This is a genomic window from Bradyrhizobium sp. CCBAU 51765 (assembly GCF_015291725.1).
GTDB classification, from domain to species: Bacteria; Pseudomonadota; Alphaproteobacteria; order Rhizobiales; family Xanthobacteraceae; genus Bradyrhizobium; species Bradyrhizobium liaoningense.
Genome location: NZ_CP030038.1, coordinates 1,930,895 through 1,955,887 on the forward strand (window position 1 = coordinate 1,930,895; position 24,993 = coordinate 1,955,887).

General features: G+C 65.7%; 27 protein-coding genes. 14 read left to right on the forward strand and 13 right to left on the reverse strand.

Annotation, left to right across the window (positions count from 1 at the left end):
• Positions 1-394 precede the first annotated feature (394 nt).
• The 5 genes from XH96_RS09090 (at position 395) to XH96_RS09110 (ending at position 4,639) form a co-directional block, all read left to right on the forward strand.
• Positions 395-1,696: an MFS transporter gene (locus tag XH96_RS09090; protein WP_194392202.1), complete on the forward strand. Its 1,302-nt coding sequence runs from the start codon at positions 395-397 to the stop codon at positions 1,694-1,696.
• 220 nt (positions 1,697-1,916) lie between these two features.
• Positions 1,917-2,378 (forward strand): Hsp20 family protein, encoded by a 462-nt coding sequence (locus XH96_RS09095; RefSeq protein ID WP_128964514.1) that lies wholly within the window; start codon positions 1,917-1,919, stop codon positions 2,376-2,378.
• A gap of 77 nt (positions 2,379-2,455) precedes the next feature.
• Positions 2,456-2,947: an Hsp20/alpha crystallin family protein gene (locus XH96_RS09100; protein ID WP_194392203.1), complete on the forward strand. Its 492-nt coding sequence runs from the start codon at positions 2,456-2,458 to the stop codon at positions 2,945-2,947.
• An 85-nt stretch (positions 2,948-3,032) separates the two neighbouring features.
• Positions 3,033-3,368, forward strand: a complete 336-nt coding sequence (locus tag XH96_RS09105) for a hypothetical protein (protein WP_194392204.1) — start codon at positions 3,033-3,035, stop codon at positions 3,366-3,368.
• A gap of 161 nt (positions 3,369-3,529) precedes the next feature.
• Positions 3,530-4,639 carry a trypsin-like peptidase domain-containing protein gene (locus XH96_RS09110; protein WP_371740020.1) on the forward strand — a complete coding sequence of 370 codons (1,110 nt, stop codon included), beginning with the start codon at positions 3,530-3,532 and terminating at the stop codon, positions 4,637-4,639.
• 62 nt (positions 4,640-4,701) lie between these two features.
• On the opposite strand, the gene XH96_RS09115 is transcribed toward XH96_RS09110, so the two are convergent.
• Both XH96_RS09115 and XH96_RS09120 read right to left on the reverse strand, forming a co-directional pair.
• Positions 4,702-4,878 (reverse strand): hypothetical protein, encoded by a 177-nt coding sequence (locus tag XH96_RS09115; protein WP_194392206.1) that lies wholly within the window; start codon positions 4,876-4,878, stop codon positions 4,702-4,704.
• Positions 4,875-5,096: a hypothetical protein gene (locus tag XH96_RS09120; RefSeq protein ID WP_370120293.1), complete on the reverse strand. Its 222-nt coding sequence runs from the start codon at positions 5,094-5,096 to the stop codon at positions 4,875-4,877. Before XH96_RS09120 ends, XH96_RS09115 begins: the two co-directional genes overlap by 4 nt.
• Positions 5,097-5,522: 426 nt before the next feature.
• Here XH96_RS09120 and XH96_RS09125 point away from each other — a divergent pair, with 426 nt between their 5' ends.
• Positions 5,523-5,921: a hypothetical protein gene (locus XH96_RS09125; protein ID WP_194392207.1), complete on the forward strand. Its 399-nt coding sequence runs from the start codon at positions 5,523-5,525 to the stop codon at positions 5,919-5,921.
• Between the two features lie 36 nt (positions 5,922-5,957).
• Here XH96_RS09125 and XH96_RS09130 read toward each other — a convergent pair whose 3' ends face one another.
• The gene (locus tag XH96_RS09130; protein WP_194392208.1) at positions 5,958-6,809 is read right to left on the reverse strand and encodes a CoA ester lyase; all 852 of its coding nucleotides are present in this window, start codon (positions 6,807-6,809) and stop codon (positions 5,958-5,960) included.
• On the reverse strand, positions 6,809-7,261 hold the full coding sequence (locus tag XH96_RS09135) for a MaoC family dehydratase (RefSeq protein ID WP_061020787.1): 453 nt from the start codon (positions 7,259-7,261) through the stop codon (positions 6,809-6,811). Before XH96_RS09135 ends, XH96_RS09130 begins: the two co-directional genes overlap by 1 nt.
• 227 nt (positions 7,262-7,488) lie before the next feature.
• Here XH96_RS09135 and XH96_RS09140 point away from each other — a divergent pair, with 227 nt between their 5' ends.
• Complete coding sequence (locus tag XH96_RS09140) at positions 7,489-8,655, forward strand: acyl-CoA dehydrogenase family protein (RefSeq protein WP_194392209.1); 1,167 nt, start codon at positions 7,489-7,491, stop codon at positions 8,653-8,655.
• A 250-nt stretch (positions 8,656-8,905) separates the two neighbouring features.
• Here XH96_RS09140 and XH96_RS09145 read toward each other — a convergent pair whose 3' ends face one another.
• The 3 genes from XH96_RS09145 to XH96_RS09155 form a co-directional block, all read right to left on the reverse strand.
• Positions 8,906-10,477 (reverse strand): AMP-binding protein, encoded by a 1,572-nt coding sequence (locus tag XH96_RS09145; protein ID WP_194392210.1) that lies wholly within the window; start codon positions 10,475-10,477, stop codon positions 8,906-8,908.
• A gap of 33 nt (positions 10,478-10,510) precedes the next feature.
• Positions 10,511-11,146 (reverse strand): uracil phosphoribosyltransferase, encoded by a 636-nt coding sequence (gene upp / locus XH96_RS09150; protein ID WP_194392211.1) that lies wholly within the window; start codon positions 11,144-11,146, stop codon positions 10,511-10,513.
• 69 nt (positions 11,147-11,215) lie between these two features.
• Positions 11,216-11,956: a crotonase/enoyl-CoA hydratase family protein gene (locus tag XH96_RS09155; RefSeq protein WP_194392212.1), complete on the reverse strand. Its 741-nt coding sequence runs from the start codon at positions 11,954-11,956 to the stop codon at positions 11,216-11,218.
• Between the two features lie 85 nt (positions 11,957-12,041).
• Here XH96_RS09155 and XH96_RS09160 point away from each other — a divergent pair, with 85 nt between their 5' ends.
• Complete coding sequence (locus XH96_RS09160; protein ID WP_194392213.1) at positions 12,042-12,623, forward strand: TetR/AcrR family transcriptional regulator; 582 nt, start codon at positions 12,042-12,044, stop codon at positions 12,621-12,623.
• A 3-nt stretch (positions 12,624-12,626) separates the two neighbouring features.
• On the opposite strand, the gene XH96_RS09165 is transcribed toward XH96_RS09160, so the two are convergent.
• The 5 genes from XH96_RS09165 to XH96_RS09185 form a co-directional block, all read right to left on the reverse strand.
• Complete coding sequence (locus XH96_RS09165; protein ID WP_194392214.1) at positions 12,627-12,809, reverse strand: hypothetical protein; 183 nt, start codon at positions 12,807-12,809, stop codon at positions 12,627-12,629.
• 134 nt (positions 12,810-12,943) lie between these two features.
• A complete protein-coding gene (gene dapA / locus XH96_RS09170) occupies positions 12,944-13,861 on the reverse strand; it encodes a 4-hydroxy-tetrahydrodipicolinate synthase (protein WP_194392215.1) in 918 nt (305 codons plus the stop codon).
• A 24-nt stretch (positions 13,862-13,885) separates the two neighbouring features.
• A complete protein-coding gene (locus XH96_RS09175) occupies positions 13,886-14,140 on the reverse strand; it encodes a hypothetical protein (RefSeq protein ID WP_194392216.1) in 255 nt (84 codons plus the stop codon).
• Between the two features lie 139 nt (positions 14,141-14,279).
• A complete protein-coding gene (locus XH96_RS09180; protein WP_194392217.1) occupies positions 14,280-14,558 on the reverse strand; it encodes a hypothetical protein in 279 nt (92 codons plus the stop codon).
• 22 nt (positions 14,559-14,580) lie between these two features.
• Positions 14,581-15,057: a hypothetical protein gene (locus tag XH96_RS09185; RefSeq protein WP_194392218.1), complete on the reverse strand. Its 477-nt coding sequence runs from the start codon at positions 15,055-15,057 to the stop codon at positions 14,581-14,583.
• A 589-nt stretch (positions 15,058-15,646) separates the two neighbouring features.
• Between XH96_RS09185 and XH96_RS09190 the strand changes: the two genes are divergently transcribed.
• From XH96_RS09190 to XH96_RS09215, 6 genes are all read left to right on the forward strand, one after another.
• Positions 15,647-15,736, forward strand: a complete 90-nt coding sequence (locus tag XH96_RS09190; RefSeq protein ID WP_194392219.1) for a K(+)-transporting ATPase subunit F — start codon at positions 15,647-15,649, stop codon at positions 15,734-15,736.
• Positions 15,737-15,849: 113 nt separating this feature from the next.
• The gene (kdpA, locus tag XH96_RS09195; protein WP_194392220.1) at positions 15,850-17,553 is read left to right on the forward strand and encodes a potassium-transporting ATPase subunit KdpA; all 1,704 of its coding nucleotides are present in this window, start codon (positions 15,850-15,852) and stop codon (positions 17,551-17,553) included.
• A gap of 25 nt (positions 17,554-17,578) precedes the next feature.
• Positions 17,579-19,693: a potassium-transporting ATPase subunit KdpB gene (gene kdpB, locus XH96_RS09200; protein WP_194392221.1), complete on the forward strand. Its 2,115-nt coding sequence runs from the start codon at positions 17,579-17,581 to the stop codon at positions 19,691-19,693.
• Positions 19,694-19,849: 156 nt separating this feature from the next.
• On the forward strand, positions 19,850-20,455 hold the full coding sequence (locus XH96_RS09205; protein ID WP_194392222.1) for a K(+)-transporting ATPase subunit C: 606 nt from the start codon (positions 19,850-19,852) through the stop codon (positions 20,453-20,455).
• A 40-nt stretch (positions 20,456-20,495) separates the two neighbouring features.
• The gene (locus XH96_RS09210) at positions 20,496-23,219 is read left to right on the forward strand and encodes a sensor histidine kinase KdpD (RefSeq protein WP_194392223.1); all 2,724 of its coding nucleotides are present in this window, start codon (positions 20,496-20,498) and stop codon (positions 23,217-23,219) included.
• On the forward strand, positions 23,216-23,905 hold the full coding sequence (locus XH96_RS09215) for a response regulator (protein WP_194392224.1): 690 nt from the start codon (positions 23,216-23,218) through the stop codon (positions 23,903-23,905). Before XH96_RS09210 ends, XH96_RS09215 begins: the two co-directional genes overlap by 4 nt.
• Before the next feature lie 132 nt (positions 23,906-24,037).
• Here XH96_RS09215 and XH96_RS09220 read toward each other — a convergent pair whose 3' ends face one another.
• Positions 24,038-24,916, reverse strand: a complete 879-nt coding sequence (locus XH96_RS09220; protein ID WP_194392225.1) for a Ku protein — start codon at positions 24,914-24,916, stop codon at positions 24,038-24,040.
• Between the last annotated feature and the right edge of the window lie 77 nt (positions 24,917-24,993).

Consider the following 24,993-nt stretch of genomic DNA (forward strand, 5'->3'; position numbering starts at 1 on the left):
TGCCGTTTCCTCTCTTCTTGGCCGCTTGGCGCGGCGGGGTTGTTGTGGAGGTAAATTAAATATTGACGAATAAGTTTGTCAATGGCGAATTAGACGTGCCGGGTGGTTCCGCTATGGCCGGGCATGGCCGTGTAAGGAGCGCTCCTGCATCAACGCCCCGTCATTGCGAGCGAAGCGAAGCAATCCAGAATCTTTCCGCGGATGCATTCTGGATTGCTTCGTCGCAAGGGCTCCTCGCAATGACGGGTGTCCGAGCAGCGGCACCCGACGCTCTCTTGTCCCGGATCACTTCGTGCTGCGCAGCGTCCGGGACACGAGAGCGATCAAATGCCCCCTAGGTTGCAACCACCACGCCGATTGGCCATGATGCTCACGGAATCTTTTGGGGCAGGGCATGACGGCGGCAGTAGGGGCCTCCGCTTCGGCGGAGAGATCGACGACGGCGCATGTGGTGTGGGCGAGCGCACTCGGCACCGCCATCGAGTGGTACGATTTCCTGATCTACGGCACGGCGGCAGCGCTGGTCTTCAACAAGCTGTTCTTTCCGAGCTTCGATCCCTTCGTCGGGACGCTGGCGGCGTTCTCGACCTATGCGGTCGGCTTCGTGGCGCGGCCGATCGGCGGCGCCATCATCGGCCACTACGGTGACCGGCTCGGCCGCAAGACCATGCTGGTCGCGACCATGATCGCGATGGGACTCGGCACCTTCCTGATCGGCTGCTTGCCGACCTACGATCAGATCGGCCTCTGGGCGCCGATCCTGCTCGTCTGCCTGCGCTTCGTTCAGGGCATCGGGCTCGGCGGCGAATGGAGCGGCGCGGTGGTGATGGTGATCGAGCACGCCGGCAATCGCCGCGGCTTCTACGGCAGCCTGGTGCAGATCGGCTTTCCCGTCGGGGTCGCCGCCTCCACCGGCATCTTTGCTCTGATGACGAAGCTGCCCGAGGCGGACTTCCTCAGCTGGGGCTGGCGCGTGCCGTTCCTGATCAGCATTCTGCTCGTCGGCGTCGGCTTCATGGTGCGGCTCAAGCTCGCGGAGACGCCTCACTTCAAGGAGATCGTCGAACGCAAGGAGGTGCTGGCGCAGCCGGCCCTCGAGGTGCTGCGCCGCGACTGGCGCCGCTTTCTGCTCGCGATCGGCATCACGGTATCGGAGGTCGGGCTCGCTTATCTCCTCACCGTCTTCACCGTGGTCTATGCCACGACAAAGCTCGGTCTGCCACGGCAGGTGATCCTGGATGCCGTGGTCTATGCCGCCATCGTCGAATTCGCGACGCTGCCGCTTGCCGGCTGGCTGTCCGACATCTTCGGACGCAAGGCGCTGTATCTCGCCGGCGGCGTCTTCTCGGTGGCGCTGGCGTTTCCGCTGTTCTGGTTCCTCGACAGCAGGGAGCCGGCGCTGATCACGCTCGCGCTGGTCGTCACGATGACGCTGACCCATGCGCTGCTGTTCGGGCCGAAGGCCGCGTTCATGCCGGAGCTGTTCCGCACCCAGGTGCGCTACAGCGGTGCTTCGCTCGGCGCCAACGTCGCGGCGGCTTTGAGCGGCGGCTTCTCGCCGCTGATCGCGGCCGGGCTGCTGGCATGGGCCGGCTCGTACTGGGCGGTGTCGGTTTATATCATTGCCTTGTCGATCGTCACGATCATCGCGACGCTGCTGGCGCCGGAGACGGCACGGGGCCCACTGAGATCCTGAAGGTCAGCCCCGCCAGGGGGGGCGCGGCGGCCCCAGAAATTTTTCTCCGCCCCCCTCTTGAAAGCGGTCTCGGATTTTCTAAGTCGTTTTTCGCCGCGAGAGCGGTGTGCCGGATGCCAGGATCGGGTCCGGCACGGGCGCCGGGCTGGTCTTTTCGGACCCGTCTGAATTCCCGCCTTGCGCTCCTTCGTATCCATCTTGCTCTCAGGAGGACTTGGTTATGAGGACCAGTTTCGACTTCGCGCCGCTGTGGCGCTCCACCATCGGCTTCGACCACCTGGCCGACCTCGTCGACAGCACGCTGCGCCAGGCGACCGAGGACAACTATCCCCCCTACAACATCGAGCGTTCCGGCGAAGATCATTACCGGATCAGCCTTGCGGTGGCGGGCTTCGGCGCCAGCGATATCACCGTGACGGCCGAGCAGAACGCGCTCACCATCGAGGGCAGGAAGCCCGAGACCGCCGCGCGCGAATACCTGTACCAGGGCATCGCCGCGCGACCGTTCCGGCGCGTGTTCAATCTCGCCGACTACGTCCAGGTGAAGCAGGCCTCGTTCCAGGACGGGCTCCTGATCATCGACCTCGTCCGCGAGGTTCCGGAAGCCATGAAGCCGCGCCGGATTCCGATCGCGGGCGGCACTCCTGCGGCATCGCAGATCGAGCAGAAGAAAGCAGCCTGAAACGCTCGATCGATTGAGTGGCGGAACGCGGCGCGCGGAGGCGCGGGCCGCGCTCCCGATGCATGAAGGAGAGAACCATGGCTTTTCGTGATCTCATTCCCTGGTCGAGAAACCAGGAGCTTGCGCCAGCGCGCGACAATTTCGATCCGTTCCTGACGCTTCACCGCGAGATGAACCGTCTGTTCGACGACGTCTTCCGCGGCTTCGGCGGGACCGGCCTGTCGCCGCTGATGGAAGGCCGCTTCGGCTGGCCGAAGGTCGAGCTCAGCGAGACCGACAAGTCGCTGACGGTCTCGGCCGAGCTTCCCGGCCTCACCGAGAAGGACGTGCAGGTCGAGATCGCCAATGGCGTCCTGACCGTCCGCGGCGAGAAGAAGGCGGAGCGCAACGGCGAAGGCAGGTACTTCACCGAGCGCTACCACGGCGCCTTCGAGCGGCAGATCCCGCTGGAGGGCGTCGAGGAGGACAAGGCCGAGGCGTCGTTCAAGAACGGCGTCCTGACCGTGTCGCTGCCGAAATCGGAGAAGGCGCGCGAAGGCGTCAAGCGCATCGCGATCAACACGCACTAGTGTCAAGCGGGACGGCGGCGATGACGCCGCCGTCCCATCGTCAACAAAACCGTCCCCCGGAAAGGAGCATGAGGGAGACACACCGATGACCAACGTGAATACCGATCCCGGCACTCTCAATCCGCTGTTTCACCCTGCGGCCCATTACGACTCGCCCGCCGACGTTCTGAATGCGCCGGAGCTTTCTTCGCCCGAGAAGCGCGTCATCCTGTCGTCCTGGGCATCCGACATGTACGCGGTCGAATCCTGTCCCGCCCTGCGCGAGATCCCCGGCATGAGCCACACGGTCCGGCTCGCCGATATTCTGGCCGCCTTGCGCAGGCTCGACGGCGACAACGACAATGACGATCCGCCGCGGGGCGGCGGCGTGCCGATGCGGCTACGGCGGCCATGGGCCGCCGCAGAGAGGCGGGCCGCATGATGGTCACGTCCGCCGTTCTCGGGCTCGTGCTGCTCGGCCAGTCCGCGGCTGCCTGGGCCGTTCCGTTTTTGGCCCAGCAGGGCTGGATCGTCGCCTCACGCGACGAAGACTGAAGCACCAAGATTCCGACTATCCCCACAACACAACGCGGCAGGGTGACGATGATGAATGCTGTGCGTCTGCTGTTCCTGGCCTTGCTGGTGCTGACGCTCACGGCGTCGCAGCCTGCCGCCGGCCAGATTCCGGATCTGAAGACCGGCGGCCCGGTGCCGACCCTGGCGCCGCTGGTGCGCCAGGTGACGCCCGCCGTGGTCAACATTTCCGTGCACGGCCGCGTGCGTGAGGACAACCCGCTCTACCGCGATCCGCTCTTCCGTGAATTTTTCGACGTCCCCAGGCAGATCGAGAAGGAGGTCAATGCGACCGGCTCCGGCGTCATCGTCGACGCCCAGCGCGGCTATGTGCTGACCAACAATCACGTGGTCGAAGGCACTTCCGCAGTTCAGATCACGACCAAGGACGGCCGGCAGTTTTCCGCCAAGGTCATCGGCCGCGATCCGCCGACGGATGTCGCGGTGCTCCAGGTCCAGAACCCGGCCGGGCTCAAGGCGCTTCCCTTCGGCGACAGCGACGGGCTTGAGGTCGGTGATTTCGTCCTTGCGATCGGCAATCCCTTCGGCCTCGGCCAGACCGTGACCTCAGGGCTCGTCAGCGCGCTCGGCCGCACCGGCCTCGGCAAGCAGGGCTTTGAGGATTTCATCCAGACCGACGCCGCGATCAATCCCGGCAATTCCGGTGGCGCGCTGGTCAGCCTGCGCGGCGAGCTCGTCGGCATCAACTCTGCGATCATCTCGCCCGCGGGCGGCAATGTCGGCATCGGCTTTGCCATCCCGGTCAACATGGCGCGCAACGTGATGGAGCAGATCATCGCCAATGGCCGCGTCGAGCGCGGCCGCATCGGTGTCTCGCTAAAAGACCTGCATCCGTCGGTCAACAGGGGGTTGAACCAGGGCGCCGTCATCGCCGAGATCGCTGCGGATTCGCCCGCGGAGAAGGCCGGCTTGCGCAAGGGCGATATCGTGACCGGAGCCGACGACCGCCCGATACGCACCGCCGCCCGGCTCCGCAACACGATCGGCCTTGCGCGCATCGGCGAGGACGTGAAGCTCACTCTGCTGCGCAAGGGTGCGCCACTCACCGCCACGGTGAGAGTGGCGCCAGCGACTGAGCCCAGCAGCGCGCTCGCAGGCCCCAATCGCCTCGTTCGCTGAACCAAATGCAGGGGCCATCCGCGGAAGGAAAGGCGGTTCGGCCCCTGCGACGATCTCCGAGCTCAGGCCGCGCGGTGATCCCATCCGCCTTGCAGGTCCCGGATCAGCCGCCGCTCGCGTTCGATGCGTTGGCGGTAGAGCTCGCGCTCATGCTCGGTCCTGGCGCTTGCAAGAAGCAGCTCGTAATGGCCGATGACCTTCTCGCTGCCTCGAATGAGCAGGTCTCGCTGGCTGTTCATTGCGCCATCCCCGTCGCATTGGCCGGCGCTCCGGAAGCGCGGAAGCTGACCGGGAAGGTCGCCGCGGTCAGGCCATCGAGCGCCGATTGCTCTTCCGCGAGGCGTCTCTCGACGAACTGGCGCTCCAGCTGCGACAACCTGGTCTTCAGCAGACGCCGGTAGCGGTGGATGTTGTTGCGGTGCGCACGAATGCGGGCCAGATTCTCATCGAGCATCATCGTCTCTCCAGACGGTCGCGTTAATTCCTTTGATGTCGAGGGTGAGAAAGTCTCTTCTCGGCGGAAAAAATATGCAGCGGGTGACCGCTGTCAAGATGGTCGAAGCCGCATTCGCCTCTCACCACTCGCGGCAGAGCAATCGCATCTGACTCTTGGGGCTGACCTTGAGCGCGCGCCTCGTCCTTCGAGACGACCGCTTCCAGCGGTCTCCTCGGGATGGGGCTGAGCAGCACTGTCTCCGTTGAAGCTGCTGCCACGCATTCCGCCCTCATCCTGAGGAGCCCGCCTAAAGCGGGCGTCTCGAAGGATGGCCCACAAGGAGCTCTATAGCCGGGTTCCGCCAGCGATTGCCTCTTGTCGGCCAGCAAGCGAACCTCGTGCGGCCATATTTGAGCAGGAGTGATTTCCCGAGAGGGAGGCGCTCCGATGACCAAAGCTCTGATCACCGCTGTTGCAATACTGGCGTGCGTGCCGGCGAGCGCTTTCGCGCAGGAGCGCGCGGGCGATGCGGCGCTCGGCGCGGTGTCGGGCGCGGTCGTGCTGGGCCCGGTCGGCGCGGTCGCGGGAGCCCTGATCGGCTACACGGCCGGACCTTCGATCGCCCGCTCCTGGGGCATGAGAGGTTCGCAATCGGCAAGGCCTCGGCAGCCGCCGCGCCGCGCCGCCGCCACCGGCGGCCCGCCGCGCACGCGCGAGGTGATGGCAGCCAACGGCCAGATGAGAGCTGCCGGCAATCCGGCACCGCAGGTCCAGGCTTCGCCGGTTCAAGCCGCGCCTGCCGCGCCGGTGCATTCCCCGGCACCCCCCGTTCAGGGATTCGACTGAGGCCGGCAGCCGGCCCGGCGCGGCTTGCGTCCCGCTCTAGGGTTGACCGAGAATCTTCTTCGCAGCACGAAGGTGCGGCTTGTCGATCATCTGGCCGTCGAGCCGCAGCGTGCCGGAATCGGGATTGCTCGCGAACGCCGCGATCACCTTTTCCGCCCAATTGCGCTCGGCATCCGTTGGCGCGAAGGCCGCGTTGACGATGTCGACGTGCTTGGGATGGATCAGCGCCTTTGCGGAGAAGCCGTCGCGCCGCGCCGCGCGCGTCTCGGCTTCGAGGCCCGCGAGATTATCGATGTCGGTGTAGACCGTGTCGATCGGCGCGACCTCGGCTGCGGCTGCGGCCATCAGGCAGAGATCGCGCGCCAGGCGATAGGGGCTGTGGAAGACGCCGCCGCTGGCTTTCTCGGTGGCGCCGAGCGAGGCGGAGAGATCCTCGGCGCCCCACATCAGGCCGGCAAGGCGAGAGGAGCAGCCCTTGTAGCTGCCGAGCCCGAAGATCGAGCCGGCGGTTTCGGTCGCGACGCAGACGATGCGGGTGGTGCCGACCGCAATGCCGGATGCCGCCTCAAGAGCTTCGAGCCAGGTCGCGACCTGCCGCACGTCGTCGCCGCCCTGCGATTTCGGCAGCACGATGCCGTCGGGCCTGCCCGGCATCACCGCGGCGAGATCGGCCAGCGTCATGCCGGTGTCGAGCGCGTTGACCCGGACATAGAGCTGATGCGGGCCGGGGCGGCTCTTCAGCATCTGAAGCGTCAACCCGCGTGCCTCCGCTTTCTTCTCGGTGACGACGGAATCCTCGAGATCGATGATCAGCGCGTCGGCATTGCCTTCGCTCGCCTTTTCGAATTTGCGCGGGGAATCGCCCGGCACGAACAGCATCGAACGCATCAGACCGGCCTCTTGTGCATCATCGCCATGCGGCGGCATTTGCCGACGATCTCGTCGTTCTGGTTCAAGGCATGGTGCTCGAACTCGACGATGCCGGCCTTGGGCCGCGATTTGGAGTCCCGCACCGAGAGCACCTTTGTCGTGGCCCGCAACGTGTCGCCATGGAAGACCGGCTTTGGAAAGGTGACGTCGGTCATGCCGAGATTGGCGACGGTCGTCCCCAGGGTCGTATCATAGACCGTCATGCCGATCATGATGCCGAGGGTGTAAAGGCTGTTGAAAATGCGCTGGCCGAACTCGGTCTTCTCGGCGAAATGCGCGTCGATGTGGAGCGGCTGCGGGTTGAGCGTCAGCAGGCTGAACATGGTGTTGTCCATCTCCGTGACGGTCCGGGTCAGGGGATGCCTGAACTCCTGGCCCACGGAAAAGTCTTCGAAATAAAGTCCGGCCATCGCGGTTTCCTCCCTGCGAAATAACGGCGCGCGCATACCTTCGCGCCGCATGACCCCATGCATGTTAGACACAGTTGATCGCCAATTTCACGTATCTGTACCCGGTTTTTCGAGCTAAAGAACGCAGGCGAGGCGTCAGGGCGCAGCAAGCGGCCACGGCCTTTGCGTGAGGAACGCGAAAGAAGGGAGATGGCGCGGTCGCGGCTCCCGAGAAGGAGATCGAGGACATGGATTTCGCGCTCACCGATCAGCAGGAAGCCATACGCGACGCCGTCGCCAAGATCTGCGAGGGCTTTCCCGACGCATACTGGCTGAAGAAGGATCACGACGGCGGCTTCCCGCACGACTTCCACAAGGCGCTGGCGGACGCCGGCTGGCTCGGCATCTGCGTGCCGGAAGAATATGGCGGCTCCGGGCTCGGCATCACCGAAGCCGCGGTCATGATGCGCACCATCGCGGAGTCGGGTGCCGGCATGTCCGGCGCCTCCGCGGTGCACATCAACGTGTTCGGCCTCAATCCGGTCGTCGTGTTCGGCACGGAAGAACAGCGCAGGCGCATGCTGCCGCCGATGGTCGAGGGCCGCGAGAAGGCCTGCTTCGCCGTGACCGAGCCCAACACCGGCCTCAACACCACGCAGCTCAAGACCCGTGCGGTCGCCAAGAACGACCGCTACATCGTCAACGGCCAGAAGGTGTGGATCTCGACCGCGCAGGTCGCGCATAAGATCCTGCTGCTGGCGCGCACCACGCCGCTCGAAGAGGTGCGCTCGCCGACCCACGGCCTCAGCCTGTTCTATACCGATTTCGACCGCAACAGGATCAAGGTCCACGAGATCGAGAAGATGGGCCGCAAGATCGTCGACTCCAACGAGCTGTTCTTCGAGGACTTTGAAATTCCGATGGAGGACCGTATCGGCGAGGAAGGCAAGGGCTTCGAGTACATCCTCGAAGGCATGAATCCCGAGCGCATCCTGATTGCCGCGGAGGCGGTGGGCCTCGGCAAGCTCGCGCTGTCGCGCGCCACCGAATACGCCAAGACCCGCATCGTGTTCAATCGCCCGATCGGCAAGAACCAGGGCATCCAGCATCCGCTCGCAGTGAACTGGGTCGAGCTCGAGGCCGCCTGGCTGATGGTGATGTCGGCGGCGTGGCAATACGACAAGGGCATGCCGTGCGGCGCCGCCGCCAATGCCGCGAAATATCTCGCAGGCGAAGCGGGCTTCTCGGCCTGCGAGCAGGCTGTGATGACCCATGGCGGCTTCGGCTATGCCAAGGAATTCCACGTCGAGCGCTACTTGCGCGAAGTGCTGATCCCGCGCATCGCGCCGGTCAGCCCGCAGCTCGCGCTCAGCTTCATCGCGGAAAAGGTGCTGGGGCTCGCGAAGTCGTACTGAAGCATGATGGGTCGAGGCTTGCTCGCTGCAACGTTGGAAGTGCACTCCCTCTCCCGCTTGCGGGAGAGGGTTGGGGAGAGGGTGTCTCCCCAATGGGACCGATCCCCAAGAGGAGAAAGCCCTCTCCCGGCGCGTGGGGCGATGCTTCGCATCGCCCGGAACGCGCCGACCTCTCCCGCAGGCGGGAGAGGTGAACCACACGCGGCAATCGCTTCAGCCTGACAGCATTCCGCTCTAGAGCGATTTCAGCCTATTCGGCAGCGATCCGATCCATCGCCATGGCACGGAGCCTGGCGCGCTGGATCTTGACGCCGTTGGCGCTGTCGGTGACGGGGAAGGCTTCCACGACATAGATCCGCGCCGGCACCTTGTAGCCGGCGAGCCGCTCGCGCAGACGCGCCGTGAGTGCATCCTGCTGCGGCGGCTCCCCTGCCGGGATCACGAAGGCGACGCAGCGCGCCTGGCCCTTCAGATCGACGGCAACCACCTGGGCGTCGGCAACGCCGGTGCACGATTTGAGCTCGTCCTCGATCTCGCCCGGCCCGACGAGGAAGCCGCCGAGACGCATCGCGTCGCCGGCGCGCGTCTCGTAGACGAAGGAGCCGTCGCCGCGCAGCCGGCCGACGTCGCCGGTGCGGAAGAACCCGTCTGCGGTGATCGCATTGCGCGTCGCCTCCGGATTGTTGAAATAGCCGAGGAAGCGTGACGGCGCGCTGATCTCGATCTCGCCGGAAGTGCCGAACGACGCAAGCTCGCCGGTCTCGGTGTCGCGCACGCGCACCTTCGCATCAAGCGACATCGGCCAGCCGCCGCCCTCGATGCGGTCGGCGAAGGCATCGTCGCGGCGGGCGATCGAGAACAAGGCCTGGACCTCGCTCGAGCCGTAGAGGCCATAGAGTGGCATGCCGCGCGCTTCAGCCTCCGCGGCCAGCTCGCGCCAGCCGGGCTGGAACGCGGCGAAGCCGCAGACCTCGAGATTTGGAAACGGGCGTGGCGCATCGGTGAGGGCGAGGATGCGGCGGAACATCTCGTCCGAGCCGAAAGAGTGCGTGATCCTGCGCTCACCAAGAATCTTCAGGGCCGGCGCGGCCTCGAAGGCGTCGAGTACATGGATAGTGGCGCCGGCCGCGATGAAGCCGAGCAGGCTGGTCATGCCGAACGTGCCGCAGAACGGCAGCATGGCCAGCAGCGAATGACGCTGGTGATCGAGCCGGAGCGCATGGGCGACAGAGGCGGCGTGCGTCGCCAGCGTCCGCTGCGAATGTGCGACGAGCTTCGGTCCCTTGGTCGTGCCTGATGTCGTGTAGAGCAGCACCGGCAGGTCGACGTCGCCTTGAACAGGCGGAGCCGGCGGACAGGACTTGTCGAAGGCATCGAACCGCACGCAGGGCCAGTGCGCCGGGATCGCATCCGCGCCGACCACGGCGAGCTTTTGCAGCGCGGGCACCTCGGCCTTGGCGATATCGGCGAGGATGGCGGCGAAGTCGATCGCGCGGAAAGCGGCCTCGACCACCATCAGCCTGGCCCCGGACACCTTGAGCAGGTGCGCGACTTCCGCGCTGCGGTAGCGCGTATTGACGGCGGCGACGACCGCGCCGAGCCGTGCGGCGGCGAACAGCAGTGTCAGCCATTCGACGCGGTTGACCAGCCAGACCGCGACGACGTCGCCCTTGCCGATGCCTTGGGCCGCAAGCCAGGCGGCGGTCTGCTCGACCTTCGTCGAGAATTCCGCGCGAGAGACGGGTCTACCGTCGAATACCAGGGCGGGATCGGCGGCCTCGGTCCGGATCAGCGATTGCAGCGAAAAATCGTTGGCGCTCATGGCAATCGGAGTAGCCCGATCGCGCGAGGCTGTCTACTTGGTGCCGAACATCCGGTCGCCGGCATCGCCCAGACCCGGCACGATGTAGCCGTGGTCGTTGAGCCGCTCGTCGATCGCGGCGGTCCAGATCGGCACGTCGCCATGCTCGCTCTGAAACTGGGCGATGCCCTCGGGCGCGGCCAGAAGACAGACGAAACGGATGTCGCGGGCGCCACGCGCCTTGAGCAGGGAGGCGCCGGCGCAGGCCGAGTTGCCGGTCGCCAGCATCGGGTCCATCAGGATCACGGTGCGGTCGGACAGGTCCTGCGGCGCCTTGAAGTAATATTCCACGGCCTGCAACGTCTCGGGGTCGCGGTAGAGCCCGATATGGGCGATGCGCGCCGAAGGCATCAAGGCGAGCATTCCGTCGAGGAAGCCGACGCCGGCACGCAGGATCGGCGCCAGCGTGAGCTTCTTGCCGGCGATCTTCGGCGCCCGCATCGGCGCGATCGGCGTCTCGATCTCGACCAGCTCCAGCGGCAGGTCGCGCGTCACCTCGTAGCAGAGCAGCATCCCGATCTCGTTCAGGATCTCGCGAAAGCTCTTGGTCGAGCGGTCCTTCTCCCGCATCAGGGAGAGCTTGTGCTGGACCAGGGGGTGGTTGACGACGTTGACGTTGCCAGTGCTCATGAAACCGCTCTACACCGTTCCATGAAATTGCGCCAGATCGCGCGGGCCTTTTCCCGCGGGATGGCGGCCTCACCCGGGCAGTGCGACCGCGCTGCGCGCGCGGTTGCTTGCCTCATAGGCAGCCATCGTCAGTTCGCGGTCGATTGCTGCGCGCATGGCGTCCATGGCTCCCTGGCGCAGGCGCCGCTTTGCGGTGGCATGCGATGGCTTGTGGATGGCCCGCAAGCCGGTGATGATCGTCTCGATCGTGGTGTCGACCATCTCCGGTGCAACCACGCGGTCGAGAAACCCGGCCGCCTGCGCCTCTTCGGGCTCGTACATCTCGCCCAGCGTGGCGGTACGGCTGAGCCAAGCCGGATGCAGCCGGCTGCGCGCGAGCTCGATGGCAAAGCTGGGTGGCGCGATGCCGATCGCCACCTCGTTCAGCCCCATGCGATGCGGTCCGCGCGCGCCGAGCCTGACGTCGCAGGCAAGCAGCAGGAACGTCCCCATCGGATAAGCATGGCCCTCCATCACGCCGATGGTTGGATGCGGAAACGACATCAGCCGCAGCGCGAGCTCGGCGCCGGCCCGGACCATCTCGAGGCTCCTGGCGGCATCGCCCGAGGCGAACACTTTCAGATCGAACCCCGCGGAAAAGATGCTGGGCCGGCCCGAGCGCAGCACCACGATTTCCGCCTCCGTCTCGGCGCGATCGAAGGCGGCGCCGATCTCGCCCAGCATCGCGGCCGACATCACGTTGACCTTGCCGTCGTCGAGCCCGATCCGCGCCACGCCGTCGTTCAGCTCATAGGTCACTTTCGCAGGCATCTGCCTCTCCCGTCAATTGTCATGCCTTGACTGTCGGAGGCTGATGTAGACCATTCAATATAATTCCAGACTGGAGGAGAGCGCCATGCCGGCCGTGCCGAAGCACCGTCAGCCCATCATCAATGCCGCGGTGACGCTATTCCGGCGCCAGGGATTTGCTCGCACCGGCCTCAACGACATCGTCGACGTCAGCGGCGCGCCGAAAGGGTCGCTCTACCATTACTTTCCGGACGGAAAATCCTCGATCGCGGTGGCGGCGGTGGAGGAGGCGGGCCGCCGCGTCGCGGCGACGGTCACCGCGCTCGCGGCAGAGTGCGGGTCGACCGGCGAGCTCTTGCGCGCGCATGCGAGACTGCTGGCAGGCTGGATGCAGGGCTCCGGCTTCCGCAACGGCTGCCCGATCACGACCGTGCTGCTCGAGCTTGCACCGCGCGAGCGCGCCGTCTCGGAAGCCGGCCGCAAGGCCTATGCGGCGCGGCTATCGATCCTGCGTGACAAGCTGGTCGCCGATGGGTTTGCCAGGCCGCGGGCGGAGGCGCTGGCCGTGCTCTGCACGTCGGCGCTTCAGGGCGCGCTGATCCAGGCCCGCGTCGAGCGCAGCGGCCGGCCCATCGAGGTCGCCGCGTCGGAGCTGGCGCGACTGATCGAGGCGGAGGTGAGGAGCTAGCCGTCACCTCGCAAGGCACAGGATTGCTATCCTCAACGCGATCAGCGCGGTGAGCACGCTGCCCATCGAGAGCAGGCCAAGTGCCTCGAGCGCGATGCGCTTGAGCAGGGTCCTGCGCGCTTCGGAGATGCGCACCGTGCGTTCGGCCCCGAAGTTCCGGCCGAATTCGTGTGTCAGGATCGACATCGTGGAAGTCCTTGTCCTTGGCGCGACAAGAGGGCCGCGCCAGTCTGACCCTGATGATGTCGATCGTTGCATAGGATTGCGAGATGGGCGCCGGCATGCCCGCATAGGAATGTCATAATGAACGGTCCCGCCAATCACGCTCCGACGCTGTCGATCAGTTCCTCGTCGGCGATCGCCGCGAATGCGCGCACCATGTTTCTCTGCGCGGCCGCGTCCAGCGGCACGATCGGAAGCCTGGTGGCGGGCGACATCAGGCCAAGGACGCTGAGCGCGCATTTGAGCGCGGCCGGACTCTCCCGGGACAGGCAGGTGATGAGCGGGATCAGGCGCTTGTGCAGATAACGGGCGGATTGCAGCCGGCCCTGCCTGACGTGCGAGAAGATCGTGCGACAGAGATCCGGCGCGATGTTGGCGACTTCCGAGATCGCGCCGTCGCCGCCATCCGCAATGAAACCGAATGCGGTGGTGTCGTCGCCGGAGAGACAGCGAAAACTCGCCGGCAAATTGCGGGACAGCCGCATCGGACGGGTGATGTCACCGCTCCCATCGCGCAGGCCGACGAACTGGCGGGACTCGACCAGACGCAGAAGCGTCTCGTCGGCGAGCGGGCGCAGCGTGCGGGAGGGATTGTCGTGCAGGATCACGGGCAGTCCGATCGCACCGGCGATGGTGCGGAAATGCGCGAGCATGCCTTCCTGCATCGGCTTGTTGTAGGCGGGCACGACCGACATGACGGCATCGGCGCCGGCCGCCTCCGCGCGCCGCGCAAGCTCGATGGCGTGGCTGGTTGCGTTGGATACCGCGCCTGCGATGACCCGCACGCGGCCGCGGGCGACGTCGACCGCGGTGCGGATGACGAGCTCCTGCTCGGCCGGCGAGAGCGTCGGCGCTTCCCCGGCCGTCTCGCAGACCACGATGGCGGGAACGCCGGCCGCGACCTGCCGCTCGCACAGTGCGGTGAATGCCTCGAGATCGATCGCATCTGCCGCGTCGAACGGGGTCGGCACGTCAGGAATGAACCCGGTGAACCAGGCGGCGGGAGGGATGAGCATTGGTTTTCCCCTGCTGGCGCCGGCTCAGGCGGCGTGCGGCGCGACGGTGGTGTTGGGGCGCTTGCCCATGTCGAGCTCGATCTCGCGCGGCAGCTCGACGATGGTTTCGGGATGCTGTCCGTTCTCGAACAGCGCATATTTGATCGCCTGGGCGCGGCTGACGAACAGGCCGCCATAGAGGCCGTTCTGCTCCTGAGCGACCCATTGTCCGCGGCGATTGCGGCCGATGAAGACGATGGTCGAGGGCGAGCTGCACGAGGGAGGTTCGACGAGTTTCACGGTTTTGATCCTTCTGAACGACGCCGGCTTCGGATGCAGGTCCTTGCCGGCGTGTTCAATATCCTCAGTCGCGAATATGATTTCGAGGGCGGGTGAGCCGCGATCTCATAGGAAGATCATAAAGCCGGAACTGTGCCGTTCAGGCCGGATCGATGACGACGTGGACCAGCGCGAACAGCGCGCCGAACGCGACAGCCTCGTCCCAATGATTGAGCGCAGCTCCGAACAGCGGCTCCCGCCTGACGAGGCTGGCGAGCGCGCACAGGACGATCGACATCCAGAGCAGGACGGCGAGGCTCCGGCCGAAGCCGACGCTGCCGAATGCGGCAAAGCCCATGAGCAGCACGAGGCGGACGGCGAATCGCGCGATCACGCGCGTCGGGTTCAGCGTGCGCGGCATGTCCGGAGCTTGAGGCATGGCGTCGATCGGTCGGGCGGGTCTAGCCGAAATTGTCGCAGACGACCGGCTCGCAGAGCGGATCCGGCACAGGACGGACGGCAGGACGGACGGAAGGAACGCTCGGCCGCGTCACGTCCGCCGCCAGCGCCCGCACCTCAAGGAACGCCGACAGCAGGGCGAGCGCGAGGTCGGCATGGCGCGCCTCGACCGCGGCGTCGAGCCAGTCCGGCAGTTCGCGCTCGCGTGACAGCGCGCAATGCCACTCGCCCTCGTCATAGGCGATGCGGCGGACCTGCCACATCGGCAGCTCCAGCTCCATCAGCGCCAGCGCCGCATCGGCCCAGGCCTCGGCGTCGATCAGGCGCATAATGCGGCTGGTGCGTTCGCCTTGCTCGAGGGAAGGAAAGCGCCGGCAGGCATGCTCGATGATGTCGAGCATCAACGACCGTGTCATCGCCGGTGCTGTGTGAAGCCGCTGGCCGAGGGAAGGTGGAGCGACGCGTCGGAGAGCGGTCATGTCAGGCCTCCTGGAGTTGGTGTCGGTCAGTCGGCCGGCCTCACCAAGATGGCCCGGAGGACATTTGAAAACGAGATAGGGATCGGGCGAGAGATATAGGGATTTCATAAGTGCACGGAGTCTTCCGTCCAGGGCGCGCCGGACCATCGGCTGTCATCTCCGCCGAAGGTGGCGGCCTATAGAAGCAGGGCCTTTTGAAAAGACCTTGGCTACGGCTTGCTGTAACCACGGTTGCGAGAGCGATGGTGGGCCGCGCCGCTGTGCTGCCGGCCCGGAACGACTGCCCGGAATGCATGGCCGGCGTCACGTCGCCGGCGGCCATGGCGTGCCGGCCTTTATGAGATTCCTATAACGTCGCCATAGGCCTCATCTCGAAAACCTATGGGCGCGGTGGCACGTCAGCGCGGTGAAGTTCCCGGCCGCGCCGCGTTCGATCGCAGCAAGCGGCCCAGAGACGGGCCATGCCCGAAACGTCTCAACTGAGGAGTATCGCCATGATGGACCTTCTGATGCTCGCGCTGGGCTTGGTCTTCTTCGCCCTCGCGATCGGCTACACCTACGCTTGCGAACGGCTGTGACGGAGCGGACCATGATCTTCGATTTTGCCCTCGCCGGCGTCGTCTCGTTCGGGCTCCTGATCTATCTCACCTACGCACTGCTGCGACCCGAGCGGTTCTGACGCCGTGTTGTTGCTTGTCGAATTGCTGCTGGCCGACGCCGCGCTCGTTGCGGGCCTGCTTGCGCTGCTCCTGCCGCTCTTGCGCCGGCCCCAAAGCCTGAAGGGTTAATGCCATGACTGTGATCGGTTGGCTCCAGATCATTCTCTATTGTGCGATCGTCGTCGCGCTGACCAAGCCGCTCGGCTGGTACATGACGCGCGTGTTCAACGGCGAGCGGACGTTCCTGTCGCCCGTGCTGCGCCCGATCGAGGCCGGCATCTATTGGATCTCCGGTGTCGACGAGAAGCGCGAACAGCACTGGATGACCTATACGGTCGCCATGCTGCTGTTCCATGTCGGCGGCTTCCTCATCATCTACGGCCTGATGCGGCTCCAGGCCGTGTTGCCCTTCAATCCGGCAGGGCAGTCCGCGGTCGGCGAGGATCTGTCGTTCAACACCGCGATCTCCTTCATCACCAACACCAACTGGCAGAACTACGGCGGCGAGAGCACGCTGTCCTATCTGACCCAGATGGTCGGCCTCACGCACCAGAATTTCCTGTCGGCGGCGACCGGCATCGTGCTTGCGGTGGCCTTGATCCGCGGCTTCTCGCGCGCCTCGATGCGCACCGTCGGCAATTTCTGGGTCGATGTGACCCGTTGCACGCTCTATGTGCTGCTGCCGATCTGCATCGTCTACACGCTGTTCCTGGTCTGGCAGGGCATACCGCAGACGCTCGGGGCCTATGTCGAGGCGACCACGCTCGAAGGCGCCAGGCAGACCATTGCGGTCGGCCCCGTTGCCTCGCAGGTCGCGATCAAGATGCTCGGCACCAACGGCGGCGGCTTCTTCAATGCCAACGCCGCGCATCCCTTCGAGAATCCGACCGCGCTGTCGAACTTCGTGCAGATGCTGTCGATCTTCGTACTCGGCGCGGCGCTCACCAACGTGTTCGGACGCATGGTCGGCAACCAGCGCCAGGGCTGGGCGATCCTCGCCGTGATGGGCGTGCTGTTCGTCGCCGGCGTTGGCGTCTGCTATTGGGCGGAAGCCAACGGCACCGCGACCATGCATGCGCTGGGCCTGACCGGCGGCAACATGGAGGGCAAGGAGGTCCGCTTCGGCATCGTCGCGTCCTCGCTGTTCGCCGTGATCACCACCGCCGCCTCCTGCGGCGCCGTCAACGCCATGCATGACAGCTTCACTGCGCTCGGCGGCATGATCCCGCTGATCAACATCCAGCTCGGCGAGATCATCGTCGGCGGCGTCGGCGCGGGCATGTACGGCATGCTGCTGTTCGTCATCCTCGCGATCTTCGTCGCGGGCCTGATGGTCGGCCGTACGCCGGAATATGTCGGCAAGAAGATCGAGGCGCGCGAGGTCAAGATGGCGATGCTCGCGATCCTGGTGCTGCCGCTGATGTATCTCGGCTGGACTGCGGTCGGCGTGGTCTATCCGGCGGCGGTCGCCTCGATGGCGAATGCAGGTCCGCACGGCTTCACCGAGGTGCTCTACGCCTTCACATCGGCGACCGGCAATAACGGCTCCGCCTTCGCGGGCCTCACCGGCAACACCCTGTTCTACAATCTGACGCTCGCCAGCGCGATGTTCGTCGGCCGGTTCTTCATGATCGTCCCGGCCATGGCGATCGCCGGCTCGCTTGCGGGCAAGAAGTCCGTGCCGGCCTCGGCCGGCACCTTCCCGACCACCGGCGGTCTGTTCGTCGGTCTCGTCGTGGGGGTGATCCTGATCATCGGCGGCCTGACCTTCTTCCCGGCGCTCGCGCTCGGTCCGATCGTCGAGCACCTCGCGATGAACGCCGGCCAAGTGTTCTGACTTCCGACTGTTTGGAGTGACCTCCATGGATACGACAAAACTGCAAAAACGTGCGCCGATGTCGGCAATGCTCGATCCCAGGATCGTGATCCCGGCAATCCGCGCGTCCTTCGTCAAGCTCGACCCGCGGCTGATGGTGAAGAACCCCGTGATGTTCGTGGTCGAGGTCGTGGCCGCGCTCACCACGGTGATCTTCCTGCGCGACATCGTCACCGGCGGGGCGAACCTCGGCTTCACCTTCCAGATCATCCTCTGGCTTTGGTTCACCGTGCTGTTTGCCAATTTCGCCGAAGCGGTTGCCGAAGGCCGGGGCAAGGCGCAGGCCGAGACGTTGCGCAAGACCCGCACCGAAAGCCAGGCCAAGTTGCTGAGCGGCGCGCGCCGCGACTTCAAGCTCGTGCCGGGCACGAGCTTGAAGGTCGGCGATCTCGTGCTGGTCGAGGCGGGCGACACGATCCCCTCGGACGGTGAGGTGATCGAGGGCGTCGCCTCCGTCAACGAGGCCGCCATCACCGGCGAGTCGGCGCCCGTGATCCGCGAATCCGGCGGCGACCGTTCGGCGGTCACCGGCGGCACGCAGGTGCTGTCGGACTGGATTCGCGTCCGCATCACGGCAGCCCAGGGCTCGACCTTCATCGATCGCATGATCAAGCTGGTCGAGGGCGCCGAGCGGCAGAAGACGCCGAACGAGATCGCGCTCAACATCCTGCTCGCCGGCCTCACCATCATCTTCGTGTTCGCCACCGTGACGATCCCGAGCTACGCGGCCTATGCCGGCGGCTCGATCTCGGTGATCGTGCTGGTGGCGCTGTTCGTGACGCTGATCCCGACCACCATCGGCGCGCTGCTGTCGGCGATCGGCATCGCCGGCATGGACCGCCTGGTGCGCTTCAACGTGCTGGCGATGTCGGGCCGCGCGGTCGAAGCCGCCGGAGACGTCGACACGCTGTTGCTCGACAAGACCGGCACCATCACGCTCGGCAACCGGCAGGCGACCGCGTTCCGTCCCGTGCGCGGTGTGACCGAGCAGGAGTTGGCCGACGCCGCCCAGCTCGCCTCGCTGGCGGACGAGACGCCGGAAGGTCGCTCCATCGTCGTGCTGGCGAAGGAGAAGTACGGCATCCGCGGCCGCGACATGGCGGAGCTCGGGGCCACCTTCATCCCGTTCACGGCGCAGACCCGCATGAGCGGCGTCGATGCCGGCGGCTCGTCGGTGCGCAAGGGTGCGGTCGATGCCATGCTGAACTATGTCGGCGGCGGCGCTCCGACCGCGGTCGCTTCCGGCAATACGGCGCGGGCGATGCAACCTGCCGCGCTTTCCGAGCTCGGCCGCGAGATCCAGGCCATTGCCGATGACGTGTCGAAGTCCGGCGGCACGCCGCTGGCCGTCGCCAGGGACGGCAAGCTGCTCGGGATCGTCCAGCTCAAGGACATCGTCAAGGGCGGCATTCGCGAGCGCTTCGCAGAGCTGCGTCGCATGGGCATCCGCACCATCATGATCACCGGCGACAATCCGATGACGGCCGCCGCCATCGCCGCGGAAGCCGGCGTCGACGATTTCCTGGCGCAGGCAACTCCCGAGGACAAGCTCAGGCTGATCCGCGACGAGCAGGCCAAGGGCAAGCTGGTGGCGATGTGCGGCGACGGCACCAACGACGCGCCGGCGCTCGCCCAGGCCGATGTCGGCGTCGCCATGAACACCGGCACCCAGGCCGCCCGCGAGGCCGGCAACATGGTCGACCTCGACTCCAACCCGACCAAGCTGATCGAGGTGGTCGAGATCGGCAAGCAGCTCCTGATGACGCGCGGCGCGCTGACGACGTTCTCGATCGCCAACGACGTGGCCAAGTACTTCGCGATCATCCCGGCGATGTTCCTGGCGTTCTACCCCCAGCTCAACGTGCTCAACGTCATGAACCTGTCGAGCCCGCAGAGCGCCATCCTGTCGGCGATCATCTTCAACGCGTTGATCATCATCGCGCTGATCCCGCTCGCGCTGAAGGGCGTCGCCTATCGCGCGGTCGGTGCCGGTGCGTTGCTCCGGCGCAACCTCTTGATCTACGGGCTTGGCGGCATCGTCATTCCCTTCATCGGCATCAAGGCGATCGACCTCGTGGTGACCGCCTTGCACTTGGCTTGACCGTTGTCATGCGAGGAGCAAATTCTCTCTGTCATTCCGGGGCGCCTCGAAGAGGCGAACCCGGAATCTCGAGGTTCCGGGTTCGATGCTTCGCATCGCCCCGGAACGACGGGAGAGATGCTTCGCTCGCAATGACGAAATCATTGGAGACCAAACATGCTCAGAGAAATCCGCCCCGCCATCGTCCTCTTGCTGGCGCTCACCGCCATCACCGGCCTTGCCTATCCGCTCGCGATGACCGCCATTGCCGGCACGTTGTTTCCCGTGCAAGCGCAGGGCAGCCTCATCGAGAAGGACGGCAAGGTGATCGGCTCCGCCCTGATCGGGCAGGAATTCAAGGACGACAAGTACTTCCATGGCCGTCCCTCGGCGACGGTTGCGCCGGACCCGAATGATTCGACCAAGACGGTGCCGGCCCCATACAACGCCGCCAATTCGGGCGGCTCCAACCTCGGCCCCACCAGCAAGGCGCTGGCCGACCGGTTGAAGGAAGATGTGGACAAGCTCAGGAGCGAGAATCCGAACGCGGCCGTGCCGGTCGATCTGGTGACGACCTCGGCCAGCGGCCTCGACCCGAACATCTCGCCGGAAGCGGCGCAATTCCAGGTGCCGCGCGTGGCCAAGGCGCGGAATCTGCCTGAGGATCAGGTCAAGCAGCTCGTGACCGCCAACACCGAAGGCCGTCTGCTTGGCCTGCTCGGCGAACCCAGGGTTAACGTTCTGGCGCTGAATCTCGCGCTCGATCGCATGGCCGCGAAGTAGCCGCCTAGGCTCGCGGCGTGCAGATGATTATACTGGCAAGATGGTCCGAGAGCGCCGCGATCCCGAACAACGTCCCTCTCCCGAAGCGCTGCTGGAAGCGGCGCGCCGGGAGGAGAGTGCGAGCGGCAAGCTGAAGATCTTCGTCGGCGCCGCTCCCGGCGTCGGCAAGACCTACGAGATGCTGCAAAGCGCCCATGCCAAGCGCAAGGCCGGCATCGATGTCGTGGTCGGGTTCGTCGAAACCCATGGCCGTGCTGAGACCGAGGCGCTGGTGCGCGGCCTCGAAATGGTCCCGCGCAAGAGGCTTGAGTACCGCGGCCAGATTGTCGAGGAGATGGATCTCGATGCGGTGATCGCGCGGCGGCCGCAGATTGCTTTGGTCGATGAGCTCGCCCACACCAACGCGCCCCTTTGCCGCCATCCCAAGCGCTATCTCGACGTCGAGGAGCTGCTCTCCCACGGCATCGACGTCTACACCGCCGTCAACATCCAGCACATCGAGAGCCTGAACGACGTCGTTGCCCAGATCACCCATGTCAGGGTCCGCGAGACCGTGCCGGATTCGGTATTCGACCGCGCCGATGCGATCGAGCTGATCGACCTGACGCCGGACGATCTGATCCAGCGGCTGAAGGAGGGCAAGGTCTACGTGCCCAAGCAGGCCGAGCGGGCGCTGGAGCATTATTTCTCGCCGGGCAATCTCACCGCGCTGCGTGAGCTCGCACTGCGGCGCACCGCCGAGCGGGTCGACGAGCAGCTGCTCACCCACATGCAGGCCAATGCCATTGCCGGACCCTGGGCTGCGGGCGAGCGCATCCTGGTCTGCGTCAGCGAGGATCCACGCGCCGCCGGCCTCGTGCGCTACACCAAGCGGCTGGCCGACCGGCTGCATGCGCCGTTCACCGCGATCTCGTTCGAGACGCGGCGATCCCTGCAATTGTCCGACGAGCAGCGCGATCGGCTGGCCGACACGCTGCGGCTGGCGGAATCGCTCGGCGGCGAAGCTCTCACCATTCCCGCCGTCGGCCGCCGTATCGCCGATGACGTCGTCAATTTCGCGCAAGGCAACAACGTCACCCAGATCGTGATCGGCAAGTCGAACCGCTCGCGCTGGTTCGAGATGACGCGCGGCTCCGTCGTGCACGACCTGGTGCGCCGGGCCGGCAACATCACCGTCCACGTCATCGCCGGTGACGAGATGCCCGGCGAGGCCGCGCCCAAGACCGCGGTGCAGACCGCCGCGCGGTCGGAGCCGTTCAATCCGCTGCCCTATCTGAAGGCTCTCGGCATCGTGCTGATCGGCCTTGGCGCCGCGGAGCTGATCCAGCCCCGCTTCGGCATCGAGAACGTCGACCTCGTGCTGCTGACGGCGGTGGTCGCGGTTGCCGTGCGCTATGGCTTATGGCCGTCTCTGCTGGCGACCGTCGCGGCTTCCCTGTGCTATAATTTCTTCTTCCTGCCGCCACTCTACACCTTCACGATCACCGACCCGACCAATGTCGCCGCCTTCGTGCTGTTCCTGGTGGTGGCGATGATCGTCTCCAATGTCGCCGCGCGCGTGCGCATCCAGGCCGACACCGCCATCGGCCGGATCAGGATGACCGAGCAGCTCCATGCCTTCAGCCGCAAGCTCGCCGGCACCGCCGCGCTCGACGACGTGCTGTGGGCGACCGCCTACCAGATCGCGTTGATGCTGAAGGTGCGCGTGGTGCTGCTGTTGCCGGAGGAGGGGCTGCTCACGGTGAAGTCCGGCTACCCGCCGGAGGACGAGCTCGACCAGGCCGATCTCGCCGCTGCCAACTGGGCCTGGAGCAACGATCGCCCCGCCGGCCGCGGGTCGGACACGTTGCCGGGAGCAAAACGGCTGTTCCTGCCGATGCGCACCGGGCGGGGACCGATCGGCGTCATCGGCATCGACAACGACCGCACCGGCCCGCTGCTGACACCGGACCAGCGCCGGCTGCTCGATGCGCTGGTCGACCAGGGCGCGCTCGCGATCGAGCGCGTGCTGCTGGTCGAGGACATGGACCGAGTCAAGCGCACGGTCGAATCCGAGCGGCTGCGCTCGGCGCTGTTGACCTCGATCTCGCATGATCTCAAGACGCCGCTCGCCTCCGTGCTGGGGGCGGCTTCCACCATGCGCGATCTCGCCGGCGCGCTCTCCGACACCGAGAAGCGCGAACTGCTCGCCACCGTGATTGACGAATCCGAGCGGCTCAACCGCTTCATTGCCAATCTGCTCGACATGACCAAGCTCGAATCCGGCGCTATCGTGCCCAATACGGCGCTGCACGATCTCGGCGAGATCGTCGGCAGCGCGCTGCGGCGCGCCAGCAAGATTCTCAACCGCCACAAGATCGAGTTGGTGCTGGCCGCCGATCTGCCGATGCTCCAGCTCGATGCCGTGCTGTTCGAGCAGGTGCTGTTCAATCTGCTCGACAATGCCGCCAAATATTCGCCGTCCGAGACCACGATCTCGATCCGCGGCCGCCGCGAGAGCGGTCATGTCGTGCTCGAGATCGCCGACGAGGGAGCCGGCATTCCGCCTGACGAGCTCGAGAGCGTGTTCGACAAGTTCTATCGGGTGCAGAAGGGAGATCACGTTCGTCCCGGCACCGGGCTCGGGCTCGCCATCTCCCGCGGCTTCGTCGAGGCGATGCGCGGTACGATCTCCGCCGCCAATCGCAGCGAGCGGAGCGGCGCGATCCTCACCATTCGTCTTCCCATCCCGGCAGCGAGCCACGCATTGGATACCGCCGCATGAGCGCTGCTCCGATCAAGGTCCTGGTCATCGACGACGAGCCGCCGATCCGCAAATTGCTGCGGATGGGGCTGACCACGCAGGGCTACGAGATCCTGGAGGCGTCGAACGGCAGGACTGCGCTGGAGAAGCTTGACGAAGGGCCGGCATTGATCATCCTCGATCTCGGCCTGCCCGACGTGCAGGGGCACGAACTGCTCCGCACCATCCGCGCCCGCAACGAAGCCGTGCCGATCGTGGTGCTGTCGAGCCGCGGCGACGAAGCCGGCAAGGTGCAGGCGCTCGATCTCGGCGCCGACGATTATCTGACCAAGCCGTTCGGCATGGAGGAGCTGCTGGCGCGCCTGCGCGCCGCGCTGCGCCACCAGCTTCAGGTCAAGGGCGAGCGCCCTGTGTTCCGCACCGGCGATCTCTCCGTCGATCTCGTCCGCCGCATCGTCAAGGTCGGGGAGCGCGAGGTGAAGCTCTCGCCGAAGGAGTATGACCTGTTGCGCGTGCTGGTGCAGCATGCCGGCAAGGTGCTCACCCACCGCTTCCTGCTGAAAGAGCTGTGGGACGAACTGACCGACGCGCAATATCTGCGCGTCTATGTCCGCCAGCTCCGCCAGAAGATCGAAGCCGATCCGGAACGGCCGCAATTTGTGCTGACGGAGACCGGGATCGGGTACAGGCTGAAGGCGGGGGAATGACGTTCCACAGACCTGTAGGGTGGGCAAAGGCGCCCTTGCGCCGTGCCCACCATCTCTCTCGATCGGAAACAATGCGTGGGCACGCTTCGCTTTGCCCACCCTACGATATCGAGTGCTTGGCGAGTAGGCCCCTCACCCTGCCTTCCGATGCCGCGCCGTCGATCGGTGCGCCTTCTTCGGGGCGTGCCGCCGTCCCGTCGCGCGCCGCGCATGGGACTTCGCCGCCGTCTTCTTGCCGCCCTTCAGGCTCTGCTTCAGCGCGTCCATCAGGTTGACGACGTTACTCGGCCGCTCCTCGGGCTCCGGCAGCTCGATCTTCTTGCCGCTGGCCTTGCGCTTCACCAGTGCCTTCAGCGCGTTCTCGTACTCGTCCTTGAACTTGCTGGGGTCGAAATGCGCCGCCTTGGTCTGCAGGATGTGGCCGGCGAGCTCGACCATGTCCTTGGTGATCTTGGGGCTCTTGATGTCGTCGAAGAACTGGTCCTCGTCGCGCAGCTCGTACGGGAAGCGCAGCGTGGTGCCGAGCAGGCCCTTGCCGCGCGGCTCGATCGCCATGACGTGCTCTCGGTTGGTGAGAACGATCTTGGCCAGCGCCACGCGCTCCTGGTCCTTCATGGCGTCCCGGATCACGGCGAAGGCATCGACCGCGGCCTTGCCGTCGGGGGCGATGTAGTAGGGGTGATTGAGGAAGCGCTGGTCGATCTCCTCGCGCGGCACGAAGCTCTCGATGTCGATGGTGTGATTGCTCTCGATCTGGACCGCGTCCAGCTCTTCTGGTTCGATCTCGACGTATTTGCCCTTGCGCACTTCGTAGCCGCGGCCCTTCTGGTCGCTCTCGACGACGTCACCGGTCTCGGAATCGATCATCTGCTGCTTGAGCCGGTTCCCGGTCTCGCGATTGATCAGGTGAAACCGCGTCTTCTCGGCCGCCGTCGTCGCCGGATAAAGCACGACCGGGCAGCTGACCAGCGACAGCTTCAACGTTCCCTTCCAATAGGCGCGCGGGGCCATTCCGTTCTCCAGCGTTTTAAAGGCGTTTTGGAACCCCAACCGTCCCATAGGGTTTTGGTTCCGGGCGGGACTTTCGC

Coding starts and splice junctions, on each gene's coding strand:
- kdpB (WP_194392221.1), top strand. CDS start 17,579: ATGGATACGACAAAACTGCAAAAACGTGCGCCGATGTCGGCAATGCTC.
- XH96_RS09130 (WP_194392208.1), bottom strand. CDS start 6,809: ATGCGTTCGATGCTGTTCGTGCCGGGCGATTCCCCGCGCAAATTCGAA.
- dapA (WP_194392215.1), bottom strand. CDS start 13,861: ATGCTCATCCCTCCCGCCGCCTGGTTCACCGGGTTCATTCCTGACGTG.
- XH96_RS09180 (WP_194392217.1), bottom strand. CDS start 14,558: ATGCCTCAAGCTCCGGACATGCCGCGCACGCTGAACCCGACGCGCGTG.
- XH96_RS09125 (WP_194392207.1), top strand. CDS start 5,523: ATGACCAAAGCTCTGATCACCGCTGTTGCAATACTGGCGTGCGTGCCG.
- XH96_RS09120 (WP_370120293.1), bottom strand. CDS start 5,096: ATGATGCTCGATGAGAATCTGGCCCGCATTCGTGCGCACCGCAACAAC.
- XH96_RS09155 (WP_194392212.1), bottom strand. CDS start 11,956: ATGCCTGCGAAAGTGACCTATGAGCTGAACGACGGCGTGGCGCGGATC.
- XH96_RS09190 (WP_194392219.1), top strand. CDS start 15,647: ATGATCTTCGATTTTGCCCTCGCCGGCGTCGTCTCGTTCGGGCTCCTG.
- XH96_RS09205 (WP_194392222.1), top strand. CDS start 19,850: ATGCTCAGAGAAATCCGCCCCGCCATCGTCCTCTTGCTGGCGCTCACC.
- XH96_RS09140 (WP_194392209.1), top strand. CDS start 7,489: ATGGATTTCGCGCTCACCGATCAGCAGGAAGCCATACGCGACGCCGTC.
- XH96_RS09185 (WP_194392218.1), bottom strand. CDS start 15,057: ATGACCGCTCTCCGACGCGTCGCTCCACCTTCCCTCGGCCAGCGGCTT.
- XH96_RS09160 (WP_194392213.1), top strand. CDS start 12,042: ATGCCGGCCGTGCCGAAGCACCGTCAGCCCATCATCAATGCCGCGGTG.
- XH96_RS09110 (WP_371740020.1), top strand. CDS start 3,530: ATGATGAATGCTGTGCGTCTGCTGTTCCTGGCCTTGCTGGTGCTGACG.
- upp (WP_194392211.1), bottom strand. CDS start 11,146: ATGAGCACTGGCAACGTCAACGTCGTCAACCACCCCCTGGTCCAGCAC.
- XH96_RS09105 (WP_194392204.1), top strand. CDS start 3,033: ATGACCAACGTGAATACCGATCCCGGCACTCTCAATCCGCTGTTTCAC.
- XH96_RS09220 (WP_194392225.1), bottom strand. CDS start 24,916: ATGGCCCCGCGCGCCTATTGGAAGGGAACGTTGAAGCTGTCGCTGGTC.
- XH96_RS09100 (WP_194392203.1), top strand. CDS start 2,456: ATGGCTTTTCGTGATCTCATTCCCTGGTCGAGAAACCAGGAGCTTGCG.
- XH96_RS09215 (WP_194392224.1), top strand. CDS start 23,216: ATGAGCGCTGCTCCGATCAAGGTCCTGGTCATCGACGACGAGCCGCCG.
- XH96_RS09210 (WP_194392223.1), top strand. CDS start 20,496: ATGGTCCGAGAGCGCCGCGATCCCGAACAACGTCCCTCTCCCGAAGCG.
- XH96_RS09090 (WP_194392202.1), top strand. CDS start 395: ATGACGGCGGCAGTAGGGGCCTCCGCTTCGGCGGAGAGATCGACGACG.
- kdpA (WP_194392220.1), top strand. CDS start 15,850: ATGACTGTGATCGGTTGGCTCCAGATCATTCTCTATTGTGCGATCGTC.
- XH96_RS09135 (WP_061020787.1), bottom strand. CDS start 7,261: ATGGCCGGACTTTATTTCGAAGACTTTTCCGTGGGCCAGGAGTTCAGG.
- XH96_RS09165 (WP_194392214.1), bottom strand. CDS start 12,809: ATGTCGATCCTGACACACGAATTCGGCCGGAACTTCGGGGCCGAACGC.
- XH96_RS09095 (WP_128964514.1), top strand. CDS start 1,917: ATGAGGACCAGTTTCGACTTCGCGCCGCTGTGGCGCTCCACCATCGGC.
- XH96_RS09145 (WP_194392210.1), bottom strand. CDS start 10,477: ATGAGCGCCAACGATTTTTCGCTGCAATCGCTGATCCGGACCGAGGCC.
- XH96_RS09115 (WP_194392206.1), bottom strand. CDS start 4,878: ATGAACAGCCAGCGAGACCTGCTCATTCGAGGCAGCGAGAAGGTCATC.